We start from the raw sequence: 16,274 nt of genomic DNA, 5'->3' as shown, positions 1-16,274 counted from the left end.
CTGACGTGCGCTTATCATGGCCGTTGATTGGCCGCACCGGGGAGATGAAAACCGTCGCGTCCGCGATCGCGACTCCGGAGGTGGCGGGAGTCGTCGTCTCCGGCGAGGCGGGGGTCGGCAAGAGCCGGATCGCCCGGGAGGCGCTGAGCGCTGCCGAAGCGCGGGGATTCGAGGGTCGGTGGGTCGTCGGCGCGTCGTCGGCGCGGTCGATTCCGTTGGGCGCGTTCACCGCCTGGACCCAGCGCGGCGCCACCGAGACCGTTCAGCTGGTGCGAGGTGTGATCGAGTCGTTGACGGCCACGCGTTCCTCCGCGGATGTGGTCGTGGCTGTCGACGATGCGCAGCTGCTCGACGATCTCTCCGTGTTCGTCCTGCATCAGCTCGTGCAACGCAGCGCGGCGAAGGTCATCCTGACGATCCGGGACCGCGAACCGGTTCCCACTGCGCTTCAGGAGATCTGGACGACAGGCCGGTTCGAGCGACTGGAGGTTGTGCCACTGTCCCTCGACGAGACCACCGCCCTGCTCACGGCGGTCCTGTCTGGCCACGTCGAACCCGCTTCAGCACAACGTCTTTGGAAGCTGACGCACGGCAACTCGTTGTATCTGCGCAACATCGTCGAGCAGGAGGTCGCCGACGGCCGGCTCGCACAGCACGGTGACACTTGGTTGTGGGCCGGCGACCCGGTCCTGCCGCCCGACCTGATCGGCTTGGTCGAGTCCCGAATCGGCGCATTGCCGGCCCCGGTCGGCGACGTGATCGACGTCCTGGCTGTCGCCGAACCAATGGAATTGCCGATCTTGGCGCGCATAGCCGATCCGGCGGCGATCGAAGAGGCCGAAACCCGTGGCCTGATCTCGCTGGAGGCAACGGGCACCAGTGTGCAAGCGCGAGTCGCCCATCCGATCTACAGCGAAGTACGCCGCCGACGGGCGTCCGTGACCCGGCTGCGGCGGCTGCGTGGATTGGTCGCCGACGAATTGGCCGGCCTCGAGGATTCCGACGACATTCGGGCGGTGGTGAAGAGAGCCACGCTGAGCGTGGAGTCCGATCTCGCACCCGACGCGGACCTGCTGGTTCGCGCCGCCAACGGCGCGGTGTGGCTGGCTGATCTGCCGCTGGCGGACCGGCTTGCCGGGGCGGCATTGGCTGCGGGAGCCGGCCCGGAGGCGAATTTCGCCCGTGCGCATGCCCTTTCGTGGCTATCCCGCGGCGCCGAGGCCGACGCTGTGCTGGATGCCATGGCCGCCGGCGAGCTCACCGATGTCGATCGGGCCAGGCTGGCCTTTCATCGCGGGAGCAACCTCCTGTGGGCGCTCGGCGACCCAGCCCGCGCGATCGAGATCGTCGAGAGCCAGGCCGATGTCACGACTACCGAAGCGCGCAGCTATCTCGACGCCTTTCGTGTGGTGCATCGGTTCGCCACGGACAACCCGGTCTCCGCGCTGGAAGCCGCAGATGAACTCGTGCACGACGACTTACCGCCGGTCGTCGGGGCCGAGATCGCGTGGGCGTTGACAGTTGTTTCAGGTGAGGCGGGGCAGGTCACGGACGCTGAGGCCCACGCCGGTGCCGGATACCGGGCCGCCACGCGCCGATTCGACGCTCCGCAGATGCGCTTCAACATCGCTGACGCTCATCTGACGGCGCTCCTGCTCGCCGGCCGGATCACCGAAGCCGGTGAGATCGCCGAGGAAGTCGGCAGGCAAGCCGCCGATCTGCCCGGGGAAGCTCAACTGCTCGGCGCTGCGGTGGCCGGCCGCGCCGAACTGGGCGCCGGAAAACTCGACGTCGCCTGCCGGCTGCTGGGGCAGGCCGCGCTCGGCTTGTCGGCTGCCGGCCATGGCATGGGCTGGGGGTATCGCTACAACGTCGTGCGCGTGAACGCGCTGGCAATGCACGGCGATTCCGCCGAGGCGGCCGCGGCGCTCGCTGCACTCGACGGTGTACGACGACCCTTCCGGTCACTGGACTACGAGGTGAGCCTGGCGCGCGCCTGGGTGGTCGCAAGCCAGGGTGCCGTCAGCGAAGCGATCGCGATCGCATCGGCCGCCGCCGAACGAGCCTGCAACAAAGGCCAATTCGCCGCCGAAGTGCTGTGCCTGCAAACGGCCACGCAGTTCGGTGACCGCGGCAGTGCGCCCCGGCTGCACGCGCTCGCCGGGATCGTCGAAGGACCGCGAGTCGGTGTGGCGGCCCGCTTCGCCGCGGCGTTGCGCGACGGCGACGCGCACGAACTGATGTCGGTGTCGGAGGCCTTCGAGGAGCTCGGCGACTTGGTCGCCGCGGCCGACGCCGCTGCGCACGCCGCCCTGACTCATCGCCGGCACGACCAGCGCGGGTCGGCTCTGAGTGGCTCAACCCGTGCCGCCGCCTTGGCCCAGCGCTGCGGTGGATTGGTCACCCTCGCATTGCGCCAGACCGCCGAGCCGCTGCCGTTCACCGAACGCGAACGCGAGATCGTCATGTTGATCCGCCAGGGTTTGTCCAACCGTGCCATAGCCGAGCGTCTGTACCTGTCGGTCCGCACGGTCGAAAGCCATGTTCATCGGGCAATGGGCAAAACCGGAACCAACAGCCGGGAAAAGCTTGCCGCACTGCTCACCTGACGTCGCGCCGAATTTCAGTAGTGCAGTACTGCAGGCTCTCCTACCCGGCGCGACGATGATCGTCCTACCGGGACTCCGGCCTGCGGCGGGGACGGGCCGGAGTCACGTCACACACCACCAGCGCGGCTTGCGAGAGGAAATCGTCATGACTGCCGGCATCACGCCGTGGGCCTTGTCCGCGAAGTCGGCGGCGGCCTTGGCCGGCCAAGCCGCTGCGCTGGTGCGGCTCCTCGATGAACAGCCCGACACCGATCCAGGCGATGTTGCGTATTCATTGGCGAACACCGGGACATCATTCGGGCACCGCGCCGTGATCGTGGGAGCGAACCGGGGTGAGCTGTTGAGCGGGTTGAGGGCGCTCGCCTCCGGCACACCGTCGCCGACCGTCATCACCGGCCGAGCCAGACGGACAGGACGAAGGGTGTTCGTCTTTCCGGGGCAGGGATCTGAGTGGGTGGGCATGGCCGTCGAGTTGCTGACCACCGCGAAGCCGTTCGCCGTTCAGATGCGCCGATGTGATGCGGCCTTCGCCGAGTTCATCGACTGGTCACTGGTCGGCGTATTGGTCGGGGACCCCGGTTCGCCGAGCATCGACGACGACGAAGTGGTGCAGCCGCTTCTGTTCGCGGTGATGGTCTCCCTGGCCGCGCAGTGGCGCGCACTCGGGATCGAGCCCGACGCCGTTATCGGACATTCACACGGCGAGATCGCGGCGGCCTACACCGCCGGAGCTCTGTCCCTGCGAGACGCCGCCCGAGTGGTGTGCGCGCGGAGCAAGGCGGTCACCACCATGCGGGGCACAGGCGGCATGGTGTCGATCGCTCGATCGGTTGACCTCGTATGCGACCTGATCCGGCCCTGGGAGGGCGTCCTGTCCATCGCCGGGCGAAACGGCCCGTCGTCAACCGATGTCACCGGAAACCGCGCGGCGCTGGACGATTTGGTGGCCCTGTGTCGACGTGAGCAACTGCCGGCCACCCGGATTCCGGTCGGTTACGCCCCGCATTCACTCGATATGGAGGATCTCCGTGAGATGCTGCGTGACTCGCTCGCCGAGGTCCAGCCGCAGCCGACTGACGTCACGTTCATCTCGACGGTCACCGGCGCCGCCGTGGACACATCAATCCTCAACGGCGAGTACTGGTTTGCCAATCTGCGGCAATCGGTGCTGTTCGAAGACGCGGTGCAATGGTCGTACGGCCGAGGTTACCGCACATTCATCGAATGCAGCCCGCAACCGATGCTGACCGCCGACATCGAGGAGTCTTTGGACGACCGCGGAGACGACCACACGGTCGTCGGGACCTTGAGGCGCAACGACGGAGGCATGCGGCGATTCATGATGTCGGTGGCCGAAGCCCACGTGCGTGGCAACTCCCCGAACTGGATGCTCAGCACGCTGACACCATCGCCTCGGCCCATGCGATATGCCCTTCAAAGCCAAGCGATGTCGCCCTCGCAAGGTAGTTATTCGCCATCAGTCGGTACGTGGATTCGTCACCGCGGGCTTTGACCAGCATCGTGCGCAGGCGCAGGATCGTGATGTCGAGGATCGCTGAGTCATGTTGCGGACGAGAGGCTTCCAAGACCTTGACAGCTTCCTCGGCTTCGGTGAGATCACCGTCGGAGGAACGCTCGACGAGCGTTTCCACCAGAATGCCCAATCCGGCGATGAGCCACCCCCAGCGGTCTTCGCGGTACAAGATGTCCAAGGCCGCGCGCATGGACGGCAGAGCAGCATCGGGATCGCCGAAGCGCGCCCTTTCCCGGGCAGCCACCAGCGTGGTGATCGGGACCAAGGACGGGACGCGAACGCGAAACATCGCGAGCGCTTTCTCCATCATCTCCAGTCCGCGCCGGCGGTCGGCGTCGCTCCCCCGATATGACAAAGCCACTCCCCAGACGAACTCCCCGTTGTCGTTGCCGAGACGTTCGGCGGCCTCGACCGCTGCCTGACTCACCTCAACGGCGGTGTCATCGGATTGCACCACCCCATAGAGGATTGCGACGCCATACGTCCAGGCCAGGACGAACCCAACAGTCACCGGATCGAGCTGCTCAGCCATTGCGACGGCGTCACGGAAGTCCTCGCGCCAATCAGGCCGCCCCATCCACCACCTGGACACTCCGCGGAAGGCGATCGCTGCCGCAAGCGGTGACCCGAGACCAAAACCGGCGCCCATCCCCGGATCATCACCGGCCAGTTCGATAACGCGTTGGGACCAGCGGGACGTCTGACCTATCTCCACTTGACCGAACCATGTGACGAACGCCGGAAACGACAATCCGACGGTCAGGTTCGGGTCCCCGATGGACTCGAGCAGTTCCAGGTGCTCGGACGCCAGCGTTGCGGCTTCCCGGGTCCGACCCGAGTACAGGTACTCGGTGACCTGGCCCGTCATGCCGATGGCGAGGGACACCATGTCACCTGCGGCACCGCACAACTCTCGCAGCTCGGCGAAACGCCCCTGGCTCTGGTCGATCGCACTGGCGTGAAAGTCCGTGGCGCACAACATGGTCCTCGGGGCGATACGCATCGCGATTCTGCCGGGGACCGCATCGGGAAGTTCGTCGGCAATGCGCCGTGCCCTCTCCCAACTCGAGCGGGCAGCCGCGACGTCTCGTTTGGCCGACCACCCGGCGGCGCGCATATGCCATCCGTACGCTTCAGGCAGGTCGCCGGCGGCATGCAAGTGCTCGGCGATCAATCCCGCGTTCTCGTCCGCCTGATCGGGTGCGCGCTGCTCGATCGCCTTCGCCAGCCGTCGATGCCACACCGCGCGGTCCGACTTCAGTTGTGATTCGTAGGCAACCGCTTGAATCAGCGGATGACGGAACACATACCCCGCGGTCGGCGTGAACCGGACCTGATCGACGAGCTCCACTCGAAGTAACTCGTCCATCGCCACGTCCACCCCGAGGGCGGCCAGCAACTCGGCGCCGAAGTGCACGCCGATCACCGCGGCCGCGTTGAGTGTTCGCTTCGCAGGTTCACTGAGCCGGTCGATTCGCGCGCTGATGGCAGCCTGAACCGTGGCCGGAACACTGAAGTCGGTCACGGCCGTACTGCACAGGTAACTTCCGTGCACACCGGTCAAGACGCCCCGCTGCGCCAGCTCACGAACAATCTCCTCGGTGAAGAACGGATTGCCGGCCGCGCGCTCACCGATCACCAACGCCACGTCACGCACCGAGGGATCTGTGCCCAGCAGCTCAGTGAGTAGCGTCGCGGTGTCCGATTCGACCAGTGGGCCAAGCGAAACCGTCTGCGCTGCAGCCATTCCCGCCAACGAACCCACGTACTCGGGACGGAAGGTGATCAGCACCATCGCAGGTGTCCGAGGAACGACCGCGAGGAATTCCGCAATCATCGACTCGCTGACGGCGTCCATCCAGTGGACATCTTCGATGATGAACAGCGTTGGCTGCGAGCGTGCCAGTGCGGCGGTGTTGATCAGAGCGGTCAGGCGGCGCCGGCGTGCGTCCGGATCGATCTGCGGCATGGGCACGGTGGGATCGGCCACGCCGAGCAGATCATCCATCAGCAGCAGATCCTGCGGATCGGCGTCGGGTATCAGGACGCGCAGGCGCTGCCGTGCGGCCGCGGGATCGAGTTCCGCCGCACCGGTTGCTACCCGCAAGAGCTGGCTGACGGCATGAAAGGGAAGTTCCATGGTGTGCGACCCACAAAAGGTCCACACCACCTCCATGCCGCGCTCTGCCGCCCTCGCCGCGGTCTCCCGAGCCACCCGCGACTTGCCGATTCCCGGCGGCCCCACGAGGCGCACCACACCGCCGCGCCCCTCCACCGCGCGCTCGGCAATGGCATCCAGGACGGCCATCTCCCACCGCCGGCCCACCAGCCTCGCCTCAGCACGACCAACCGCCCGATCACTCAGCCGCACCGTCAACAATCGGTACGCACGCACCGGGTCGTCGGCACCTTTGATGTGGGCCCACTCCGGATCAGCAAGAGAGACGGCGGATTCGACAAGCCGTGCCGTCGAGTCCGACAGCATCACGCCACCCGCCGGCGCGGCCGACTCCATCCGTTGCGCCATCCCGACCGTCTCCCCGGTGGCGCGGTAGCCAAGCGCTCCAGAGCCGATCTCACCGACGATGACGCGCCCGGAATTCAGACCCACTCGGACACCGAATTCGACACCGTCACAAACCTTGACCTCATCAGCCAGCCTGCGGGCCTCGTCTTGGATGTCGAGTGCGGCAAGGCATGCACGGACAGCGTGATCTTCCAGCGCCACCGGAGCGCCGAACAGCGCCATCACGCCGTCGCCGTTGTACTCCACGGTCCCGCCATAGCGCCGCGCGACCACCGAGGAACGCTCCACCAGCGCGATCATGATCTCGCGTAGCCGCTCGATGTCGACGTGCGCGGCAAGGTCCATCGACCGCACCACATCGGCGAACAACACGGTCACCTGTTTGTATTCGGCGGCGTCGGTGGCCGGCGTCAGGCGCTCACCGCAGCAGCCGCAGAACCGCGCCCCCTGCGCGGGTTCGGTCCCACACGACCGACAGGTTGTCGTTGTCGACGTCACAGCACCCCCGAACGCTGCACCCTAGGTCATCAGTATGGCCTGCGAGGACCTTCTCGGCCAGGGAACCACCGGGGCGATCGACATATCCGTCAATTCCCGAGTGGGCCGGATGAGGCGACTTGTCGGTACCCCCTGGCACCCTGGAGTCGTGAGTCCCACCGATCCGATGATCCGGTTCAGTCCGCTGACCCGGCGGTGGTTCACGGGCACCTTCGCCGAGCCGACAGCTGCGCAGGCGCGCGCCTGGTCGGCCATTGCCGACGGTGACAACACACTGGTCATCGCCCCGACTGGCTCCGGTAAGACGCTCGCCGCGTTCCTGTGGGCTATCGACCGGCTGGCCCAGGAGCCAGACAAGCACGGGACTCGAGTTCTGTACGTCTCCCCGCTCAAAGCCCTGGCCGTCGACGTCGAACGCAACCTCCGCACCCCGCTGACCGGCATCACCCGCATCGCCGAACGCGACGGCGTGCCGGCTCCACAGATCAGCGTGGGGGTGCGCTCCGGCGATACCCCGCCGGCCCGCCGCCGTGAGCTGATCACCAAGCCACCCGACATCCTGATCACCACCCCGGAGTCGCTGTTCCTGATGCTGACCTCCGCGGCCCGGGAAACGCTGACCGGCATTGAGACCGTGATCATCGACGAGGTCCACGCCGTCTCCGGAACCAAGCGGGGGGCGCACCTGGCGGTGTCGCTGGAGCGGCTCGACGCGCTGCTGGAGACCCCAGCCCAACGCATCGGGTTGTCGGCGACGGTCCGCCCGCCCGAGGAAGTCGCCCGTTTCCTGTCCGGAGCCAGGCCGACGACCATCGTGGCGCCGCCGGCGGCCAAGACATTCGAGCTGACCGTGCAGGTGCCGGTGCCCGACATGGCCAACCTGGAGAACAACACCATCTGGCCCGACGTCGAGGCGCGCATCGTCGACCTCATCGAGGCGCACAACTCGACGATCGTGTTCGCCAATTCCCGTCGCTTGGCCGAGCGGCTCACTGCACGCATCAACGAGATTCACGCCGAGCGATCCGGCGTCGAACTCGACGCGCCGCCCAACCGTCAGGTGCCCGGCGGACCGCCTGCACACATCATGGGCAGCGGCCAGACCTACGGCGCCGAGCCGCTGCTGGCTCGCGCGCACCACGGCTCGGTGTCCAAGGAACAGCGTGCCGCGGTGGAGGACGACCTCAAGAGCGGCCGACTGAAATCCGTGGTGGCGACATCGAGCTTGGAACTGGGCATCGACATGGGTGCCGTCGATCTGGTGATCCAAGTGGAGGCCCCACCCTCGGTGGCCAGCGGATTGCAGCGCGTTGGCCGGGCGGGCCACCAGGTCGGAGAGATCTCCCGGGGCGTGCTGTTCCCGAAGCACCGCACCGACCTGATCGGCTGCGCGGTCAGCGTGCAGCGCATGCTCGCCGGGCAGATCGAGACCATGCGGGTGCCCGCCAACCCACTCGACGTGCTGGCCCAGCACACCGTGGCCGCCTGCGCACTCGAGCCGGTGAGTGCCGACGAGTGGTTCGACGTCGTCCGCCGCAGTGCGCCGTTTGCGACGCTGCCGCGCAGCGCGTTCGAAGCGACGCTGGATCTGCTGTCGGGCAAGTACCCGTCGACCGACTTCGCCGAGTTGCGGCCGCGGCTGGTCTACGACCGGGACAGCGGCACGCTGACACCGCGTCCGGGGGCCCAGCGGCTGGCTGTCACTTCCGGTGGCGCCATCCCCGACCGCGGCATGTTCACCGTCTATCTGGCTACCGACTCCGAAAAGCCATCGCGGGTCGGTGAACTCGACGAAGAGATGGTGTACGAGTCGCGGCCGGGTGACGTGATCTCGCTGGGCGCCACCAGCTGGCGGATCACCGAGATCACTCACGACCGTGTGCTGGTCATCCCGGCACCGGGACAGCCGGCGCGGCTGCCTTTCTGGCGCGGGGACGACGCCGGCCGGCCCGCCGAGCTGGGCCAGGCGATCGGTAAGTTCACCGGCGAGCTGGCCGGCATGGGTCGCGATGACTTCGAAAAGCGCTGCAATGAGCTGGGTTTCGCCGACTATGCCACCGATAATCTGTGGCAGCTGCTGGACGATCAGCGCAACGCAACCGCCACGGTGCCCAGCGACACCACCCTGCTGGTCGAGCGCTTCCGCGACGAGCTCGGTGACTGGCGGGTGGTGCTGCACTCCCCCTACGGCCTCAAGGTGCACGGGCCGCTCGCACTGGCCGTCAGTCGTCGGCTGCTGGAGCGCTACGGCATCGACGAGAAGCCGACGGCCTCCGATGACGGCATCGTGGTGCGGTTGCCTGACACCGAGGACGCCCCGCCGGGCGCCGACCTGTTCGTCTTCGCCCCCGACGAAATCGAGCCGCTGGTGACCACCGAGGTGGGCGGCTCGGCGCTGTTCGCCTCCAGGTTCCGGGAGTGTGCGGCACGGGCGCTTCTGCTGCCCAAACGCCACCCGGGTAAGCGTTCGCCGCTGTGGCATCAGCGTCAGCGGGCAGCCCAATTGCTCGACGTGGCACGTAAATACCCCGACTTCCCGATCGTGTTGGAAGCAGTGCGCGAATGCCTGCAGGACGTCTATGACGTTCCGACGCTGACCGACCTGATGGGCCGGATCGCCCAGCGTCGGGTGCGGTTGGTGGAGGTCGAGACGCCGATGCCGTCACCGTTCGCGGCGTCGTTGATGTTCGGCTACGTCGGCGCATTCATGTACGAGGGCGACAGCCCGCTGGCCGAGCGGCGTGCCGCGGCGTTGTCACTCGACAGCACCCTGCTGGCCGAGCTCCTCGGCCGCGTCGAACTCCGGGAACTGCTCGACCCCGACGTCATCGCCGCGACTTCACGCCAGCTGCAACACCTTTCCGAGGATCGCAAGGCACACGATGCCGAGGGTGTGGCCGATCTGCTGCGCCTCCTCGGTCCGCTGACCGAGGCCGAGATCGCCGAACGTTCGACCGCCAGCGATGTCGGCGGTTGGCTCGACGGCCTCCATGCCGCCCGACGAGTGCTACCGCTGTCGTATGCCGGGCAGTCCTGGTGGGCGGGCATCGAGGACATCGGACGACTGCGCGATGCGGTCGGCGTCGCGGTGCCGGTCGGGGTGCCGACGAGTTTCACCGAGACGGTGGCCGACCCTCTCGGTGAGCTGATGGGCCGCTTCGCCCGTACCCGCGGCCCGTTCACGACCGCCGAAGCCGCCGCCCGGTTCGGCCTCGGCCTTCGGGTCGCCGCTGACATACTGGGCCGAATGTCGGTGGACGGCAAGCTGGTTCGCGGAGAGTTCGTAGCCGCCCCGGACGCTGACCAGTGGTGCGACGCCGAAGTGCTCCGCATCCTGCGCCGCCGCTCCCTGGCTGCGCTGCGCGCGCAGGTGGAACCGGTGAGCACCGCGGCCTATGCCCGGTTCCTGCCGGCGTGGCAGCAGGTAGGAAGTTCGGCCACGTCGGGCGTCGACGGGCTGGCGGGCGTGATCGACCAGTTGGCCGGGGTGCCCATTCCCGCGTCGGCGGTCGAGCCGCTGGTGTTCGGCCCCCGGGTGCGGGATTACCAACCGGCGATGCTCGACGAGCTGCTGGCGTCCGGCGAGGTCACCTGGTCGGGAGCCGGATCGATCTCCGGTAGCGACGGCTGGATCGCGTTCCATCACGCGGACACCGCCCCCCTGACGCTCGCGATGCCGGCCGAGATCGACCTCACCGACACTCACCGCGCCATCCTCGAGGTCCTGGGTGAGCCCGGCGAGGCGCGGGGCGCGTTCTTCTTCCGCCAGTTGGTCAGCGGTTCAGACGAGACCTTCAAAGCCGCTCTGTGGGATCTGATCTGGGCCGGCTGGGTCACCGGTGACACGTTCGCGCCGGTGCGGGCCATGCTGGCGGGTGGACGCCGGCCCGGTACTCGCCGGCCCGCCGCACCCGCTCACCGGCAGCGGCGCGCGCCGCGGCTCAGCCGCTACTCGGTGGCGCACCCGCAGGCCCGCTCGGTGGATTCGACGGTCGCCGGGCGGTGGTCGGCGGTACCCGTTCGAGAACCGGATTCGACGGTGCGCGCGCATTTCTCGGCTGAGCTGCTGCTGAACCGGCACGGCGTGCTGACCAAGGGCGCCGCGGCTGCCGAAGGTGTCCCGGGCGGGTTCGCGACGCTGTACAAGGTGCTCACGGGTTTCGAAGAGGCGGGCCGTTGTCAGCGGGGCTATTTCGTCGAATCGCTCGGCGGCGCGCAGTTCGCCGTGGCATCCACGGTCGACCGGCTGCGGACCTATCTCGACGGGGTGGATCCCGAGCGACCGGACTACCGCGCGGTGGTGCTGGCCGCGGCCGACCCGGCCAATCCGTATGGCGCGGCGCTGCCGTGGCCGACACGTGCGGATGCCGACGCCAGCCATCGGCCCGGGCGCAAGGCGGGCGCGCTCGTCGTCCTGGTGGACGGTGAGCTGGTGTGGTTCCTCGAGCGGGGTGGGCGTTCGCTGTTGAACTTCAGCGCCGACGCCGAGGCGCAGCGCGCAGCAGCGGGAACGCTGGCCGAGCTGGTCAGTAGTGGCCGCATCGGCGGTGTGCTCGTCGAAAAACTCGACGGCGTACCGGTTCTGGAGGCGGGTGCGCACGCCGACCGGAAGGCCACCGCCGACGCGCTGGTCGACGCTGGCTTCTCCCGAACGCCCCGCGGTCTGCGGCTGCGCTGACCGGCCCTACTGCGCCTTGACCAATCCCACACCGGCGGGTTCGGACAGACCGGCAGCCTTCAGCACGTCCGCGGCGAAATCAGGTAGCACTGCACCGTCGGGCAGCGTGGCAGAGGGAATCGACTTGATCTTGAACAAGAACGCCGTTGCCGTCTTGATCAGATCGCCGCTCTCGCCACTGGGAACGAACGGCAGCCGCAACCGGATACCATCGGCGTTGCCGCCGAGATCGACCGGCCATTTCTTGTACAGCGCGTCGCGCAGATCAGTCGGCGAGAAACCCTCGGTTTGACTCTGCGCCAGCTTCACGATCTCGTCGGCATTGGCGGGGTCGGCCAGGAAACGTTGAGCATCCAGTTCCGCCTTCAGCCATCCCTTGGCCGCGTCGGGGTGCTTGTCGAGGAATTCCTTGTCGAACACCAGGAATCCGGCGTCATGCTGATCGGCGAGGGAGCCACTGGCGACGCGCTTGGCCAAGCCGGCGTTGACAAGCTTGGATGCGGTGGGCTCCCAGATGATCGCCCCGTCGATGCTGTGGTTGGTGAAGCTCGACGTGATGACGTCGATGCTCTGATTCAGATAGGCGGCAGGCTGAACGTTCTGCGCCTGGAAGGTGGCCTGGGCGATGCGGTCGGTGCAACTGCCCTGCGGCGTCGCGATGGTCTTGCCGTTGAACCACGCCAATGCCTCAGCCTGGCTGGCGAAGTTCGGCGCATCCGGCCGCGTGAGGAACACACCGCACTGGTCCTGGGAGAGTCCCAACGTGCCGACGATGCGCAGATCCCGGGTGGGGCGCTTGCTGACCCCGACAATCCCTGGCATGTCGCCGACGTAACCGATCTGCTGCTTACCGGCCAGCATCTGGGTGATGACGATCGAGCCCTGCAGACCGACCTGGAAGTCGACCGTCGACCCCTGCGGAAGGTACTTCTTCCAGAACTCCTTGCCGCGCATGATCAATCCGGACCACGCTTCGGTGTAGTACGGCTGATAGCCAACCGTCAGATGAACTGCTCCATTGTCGCCACCGACATCGTTCCCACCGATGTTGCCGACGGCAGCACATCCTGATGTGGTCAGCATCGCCGTCAGTGCAACGCCCAGCATCATCTTGAATCGCATTGGCATCCTTTGTTATTGGGTGGGGCAGATCAGTCGGCCCAGTGCGCGGTCTTTGATTTCCTGCACTCGGTCGTCGGAGAGCACATCGGCGCGGTGCCGCGGGCGTTTCAGAGTGATGGCGAACTCGTCGACCACTGTCGCGGGACGGTCGCTCATCACCAACAAACGATCGGCGAACAGGAGTGCCTCGTCGACGTCGGTGGTGATGAACAATGCGGTCCGGCCCTGCTCCGTGAGGAGTTCGGCGGTGTACTCCTGCATGAGCTTGCGGGTCATCGCGTCGAGGCCGCGGAACGGCTCATCGAGAATGAGCACAGATGGTTCGTTGACGAGTGCCCTCGCCAACTCCGCACGCCTGCGCATTCCACCCGATAATTCCCCAGGGTAGCGGTCGGCGAAATCCTTGAGCCCGATGCGCGCCAAGATATCGTCGGCGGCGCGACGAGCCTCCGCGCGTTTGGTGCCGCGGGCTCGGGGACCGAACATGACGTTTTCAGCGGTGGTCAGCCACGGCATCAAGGCGTTCTCCTGAAACAGCAGGAGGCGTTGCGCCGATGGGCCTTTCACTTCCCACCCGTCAACAGTCACCGAACCGCTGGTGGCTCGGGAGTAGCCGGCGAGTAGGTAGCCGATGGTGGATTTGCCACCACCGGATGGCCCGATCATCGCCACAATTTCACCGGGTTCGAGTTGAAAAGAGCAGTCGCGCACCACATCCAGTTGCGCACGGCCGGTGTGGACGGAGAAGCTGACATGGTCGAAGCGCACCGCGGCGCCCTTGCCGGCGGTCATGCTGCCACTCGCTGCCACGGCATCAGCCGAGTGCCGAGTGCCCGCACCAGTCCACTCGATATGTACCCGGCGATGCCCAGGCTGATCATCGCAACGATGACCCGAGGTAAGTCGTTGCCCTGATAGGCATTCCACACCAGGAAGCCCAGACCGCCGTCACCGGATTGCCTACCTCCGCCCGAGATGAGTTCGGCCGCGACGACGACTTCCCAGGTGATGCCCATACCTACCGCGGCTCCGGTGACCAGCGACGGCAGCAGCGCGGGGAACAACACTCGCCGGAAGATGTAGCCACTGCTGGCACCCATCGACCGCGCCGCGAGAACGTGCCGCCGGTCGATCTGCTCGGCACCACCGACGACGTTGAGCACCACCGGGAAGAACGCCCCCAGGAAGGTGACGAAGGTGATCGACAGCTCTTGAGTGGGCCAGAACAAGATGGCGATGGGTACCCAGGCCAGGGGCGGAATCGGCCGCAACGATTCGAATACCGGAAAGACGGCCTGCTTGAACCGTGGTCGTGTCGCGATCAGCAACCCCAGCGGGCCGCCCACCAGCAGTGCGCCGCCGAAACCGGCCAGCACCCGCTGAAACGACAGCGACCAGCTGTTCCAGTATCCCGGGTTGGTGGCCAGATGCAGGAAGTCGGCGGCCACCGCAGTCGGCGGCGGAAGCTTTCCGACGATCGGCAAGGTAAAGCCCGTCCAGCCACCGAACCGGGTGGCGAGCTCCCAGGCGATCACAAACGCGACGATGCCGATGGCACCGCGCTTCAGGCCGGTGGCGTTGCCGCTCATCGCACCATCTCGCGTTCGCCGGCTTCGAAGGCCACCCGCGCCTCGTCCCGGACGACGTCCGAAACCGCCGCGACCAGCTCCCGGAAGTCCGGAGTGGTGATGATCGCTCGGTCGCGCGGACGGTCGAGCGGCACCGGGATCGTGGTCTTCACCGCACCGGGGCGCGTGGTCATGACGGTCACCCGGCTGCCCAAGTACACGGCTTCCTCGATGTCGTGAGTGATGAAAAGAACTGTGGCCGAGGCATTGTCGTAAATATGCAGGAGCGCGTCGTGCATCGCCGAACGTGAGATCGCGTCCATGCCCCGGAAGGGTTCGTCGAGCAGCAGCACGGCCGGCTCCATTACCAGCGCGCGCAGAATTTCGATCCGCCGCTGCACCCCGCTGGAGAGCTCGCCCGGGTAGCGGTCGGCGACGGCGTCCAGCCCCACCGAGCGCAGACGGTCGCGGGCCACGGCGGCGGCTTCGGCGCGGCCGAGTCGACGCTGCGCAACCAGACCGTAGGCGACGTTCTCTGCGGCGGTCTGCCATGGGAACAGCGTGCTGTCCTGGAAGACCACCACTCGGTCGGGTCCAATTCCCGCCTGATTGCCCGGCGAGCTCAGCGTCTGGCCGTCGAGTTCGATGCTGCCAGAAGTGATGTCGGTGAAGCCGGCAACCGCGCCGAGCAGGGTGCTCTTGCCACATCCGGACGGCCCGACAATGACGTGCAGTTCACCTGCCGCGATGTCGAGACTGAAGTCGACCACCGCCGATACCGAAGCCTTCTTCGTGCGATACGCCTTGCCGACCGCATCGAACACCAGATGCCCGCTGCTCATTCGCCGATGCTCCTGGCCCGGTAGGCCATCAGGCGGCGGCCCACGAGCCGGATGATTGCGCTGCTGGCGAAGCCCAAAATGCCGAGGGTGGCCATTGCGATCACGATCGTCGGGTAACGCGTCGTCGTGTAGGACGCGTTGATCAGGTAGCCGAGTCCGTACTGACCGGCGATGATCTCTCCGGCGACCAAGGAGAACCAGGCCACCCCCATCGCGATCTGCAGCCCGGTGAAGATGTACGGCAGCGAGCCCGGAATCACCACGGTTCGAAGCACGGTGACGGGGCGGGCACCGAGGCAGCGTGCAGCCCGCAGCAGGTTCTGGTCGATCGACTGGACACCGAGCAGTGTGTTGAGAGTGACCGCATAGAACGCCGCCAAGAAGGTCAGGAAGACCACCGACACTTCGCGGGTGTGAAACATCAAGAGCGCCAGCGGCACCCACGCCAGAATCGGGATCGGGCGAATCAATTCGAAGACCGGGAAGGCGTACTGACGGAACCGAGTGGACCACCCCAGCAGCAGACCCAGCGGAATACCCAACACCAGGGCGAGAACAAACGCGATCGTGACGCGCCGGACACTCACCCAAATGTGCTGGTAATAAACCCCGGTGAAGATCGAGGTTCCGTAGACCGGCTGCGGGCTAAGCCATTCCCGGATGACCTCGGTCGGCCCCGGCAGGGTCCGGAATCGTGGCAGCTGCCAGACGTCGACCAACAGGTACCACGCGCCAACGAAGAGCACGAAACCGAGCGCCCCGAGCAGAAAGCCACTCACGGAGATACGTCGGCGTCGCCGACCCGGCCGCCCCGGCGCCAGGCTCGGGTCGACCACAGCAGCCCGTTCCGCGGACAGCGTACTCACGGGCTTCTTCTCCTGACAGCGCTAACGGCA

8 protein-coding genes and 1 pseudogene are annotated in these 16,274 nt (G+C 66.8%); 3 read left to right on the top strand and 6 right to left on the bottom strand.

The window, feature by feature from the left end; translation table 11 throughout:
- Positions 1–5: 5 nt before the first annotated feature.
- The gene (locus AB431_RS07555; protein ID WP_047329415.1) at positions 6–2,609 is read left to right on the top strand and encodes a LuxR family transcriptional regulator; all 2,604 of its coding nucleotides are present in this window, start codon (positions 6–8) and stop codon (positions 2,607–2,609) included.
- Positions 2,542–3,972 (top strand): annotated as a pseudogene (locus AB431_RS31165) (acyltransferase domain-containing protein); the annotation flags it as partial. The gene AB431_RS07555 and the pseudogene AB431_RS31165, both read left to right, overlap by 68 nt.
- Before the next feature lie 28 nt (positions 3,973–4,000).
- Here the strand turns inward: AB431_RS31165 and AB431_RS07540 are convergent.
- On the bottom strand, positions 4,001–7,168 hold the full coding sequence (locus AB431_RS07540) for an AAA family ATPase (protein WP_047329412.1): 3,168 nt from the start codon (positions 7,166–7,168) through the stop codon (positions 4,001–4,003).
- A gap of 166 nt (positions 7,169–7,334) precedes the next feature.
- Between AB431_RS07540 and AB431_RS07535 the strand changes: the two genes are divergently transcribed.
- Complete coding sequence (locus AB431_RS07535; RefSeq protein ID WP_162489437.1) at positions 7,335–11,846, top strand: ATP-dependent helicase; 4,512 nt, start codon at positions 7,335–7,337, stop codon at positions 11,844–11,846.
- 6 nt (positions 11,847–11,852) lie between these two features.
- On the opposite strand, the gene AB431_RS07530 is transcribed toward AB431_RS07535, so the two are convergent.
- The 5 genes from AB431_RS07530 to AB431_RS07510 are packed head-to-tail and all read right to left on the bottom strand — an operon-like array spanning position 11,853 to position 16,244.
- Positions 11,853–12,968 carry an ABC transporter substrate-binding protein gene (locus tag AB431_RS07530; protein WP_047329410.1) on the bottom strand — a complete coding sequence of 372 codons (1,116 nt, stop codon included), beginning with the start codon at positions 12,966–12,968 and terminating at the stop codon, positions 11,853–11,855.
- A gap of 12 nt (positions 12,969–12,980) precedes the next feature.
- Positions 12,981–13,760, bottom strand: a complete 780-nt coding sequence (locus tag AB431_RS07525) for an ABC transporter ATP-binding protein (RefSeq protein ID WP_047329409.1) — start codon at positions 13,758–13,760, stop codon at positions 12,981–12,983.
- Positions 13,757–14,557 carry an ABC transporter permease gene (locus AB431_RS07520; protein WP_047329408.1) on the bottom strand — a complete coding sequence of 267 codons (801 nt, stop codon included), beginning with the start codon at positions 14,555–14,557 and terminating at the stop codon, positions 13,757–13,759. The genes AB431_RS07525 and AB431_RS07520 overlap by 4 nt, the downstream gene beginning before the upstream one ends.
- Positions 14,554–15,378, bottom strand: a complete 825-nt coding sequence (locus tag AB431_RS07515; RefSeq protein ID WP_047329407.1) for an ABC transporter ATP-binding protein — start codon at positions 15,376–15,378, stop codon at positions 14,554–14,556. Before AB431_RS07515 ends, AB431_RS07520 begins: the two co-directional genes overlap by 4 nt.
- Positions 15,375–16,244 (bottom strand): ABC transporter permease, encoded by an 870-nt coding sequence (locus AB431_RS07510; RefSeq protein ID WP_082135586.1) that lies wholly within the window; start codon positions 16,242–16,244, stop codon positions 15,375–15,377. Before AB431_RS07510 ends, AB431_RS07515 begins: the two co-directional genes overlap by 4 nt.
- Between the last annotated feature and the right edge of the window lie 30 nt (positions 16,245–16,274).

Origin of the sequence: Mycobacterium sp. EPa45 (assembly GCF_001021385.1) — a bacterium.
GTDB lineage: Bacteria > Actinomycetota > Actinomycetes > Mycobacteriales > Mycobacteriaceae > Mycobacterium.
Note: the sequence above shows the minus strand (reverse complement) of the source record. Positions and strands in the feature narration are given on the sequence as shown.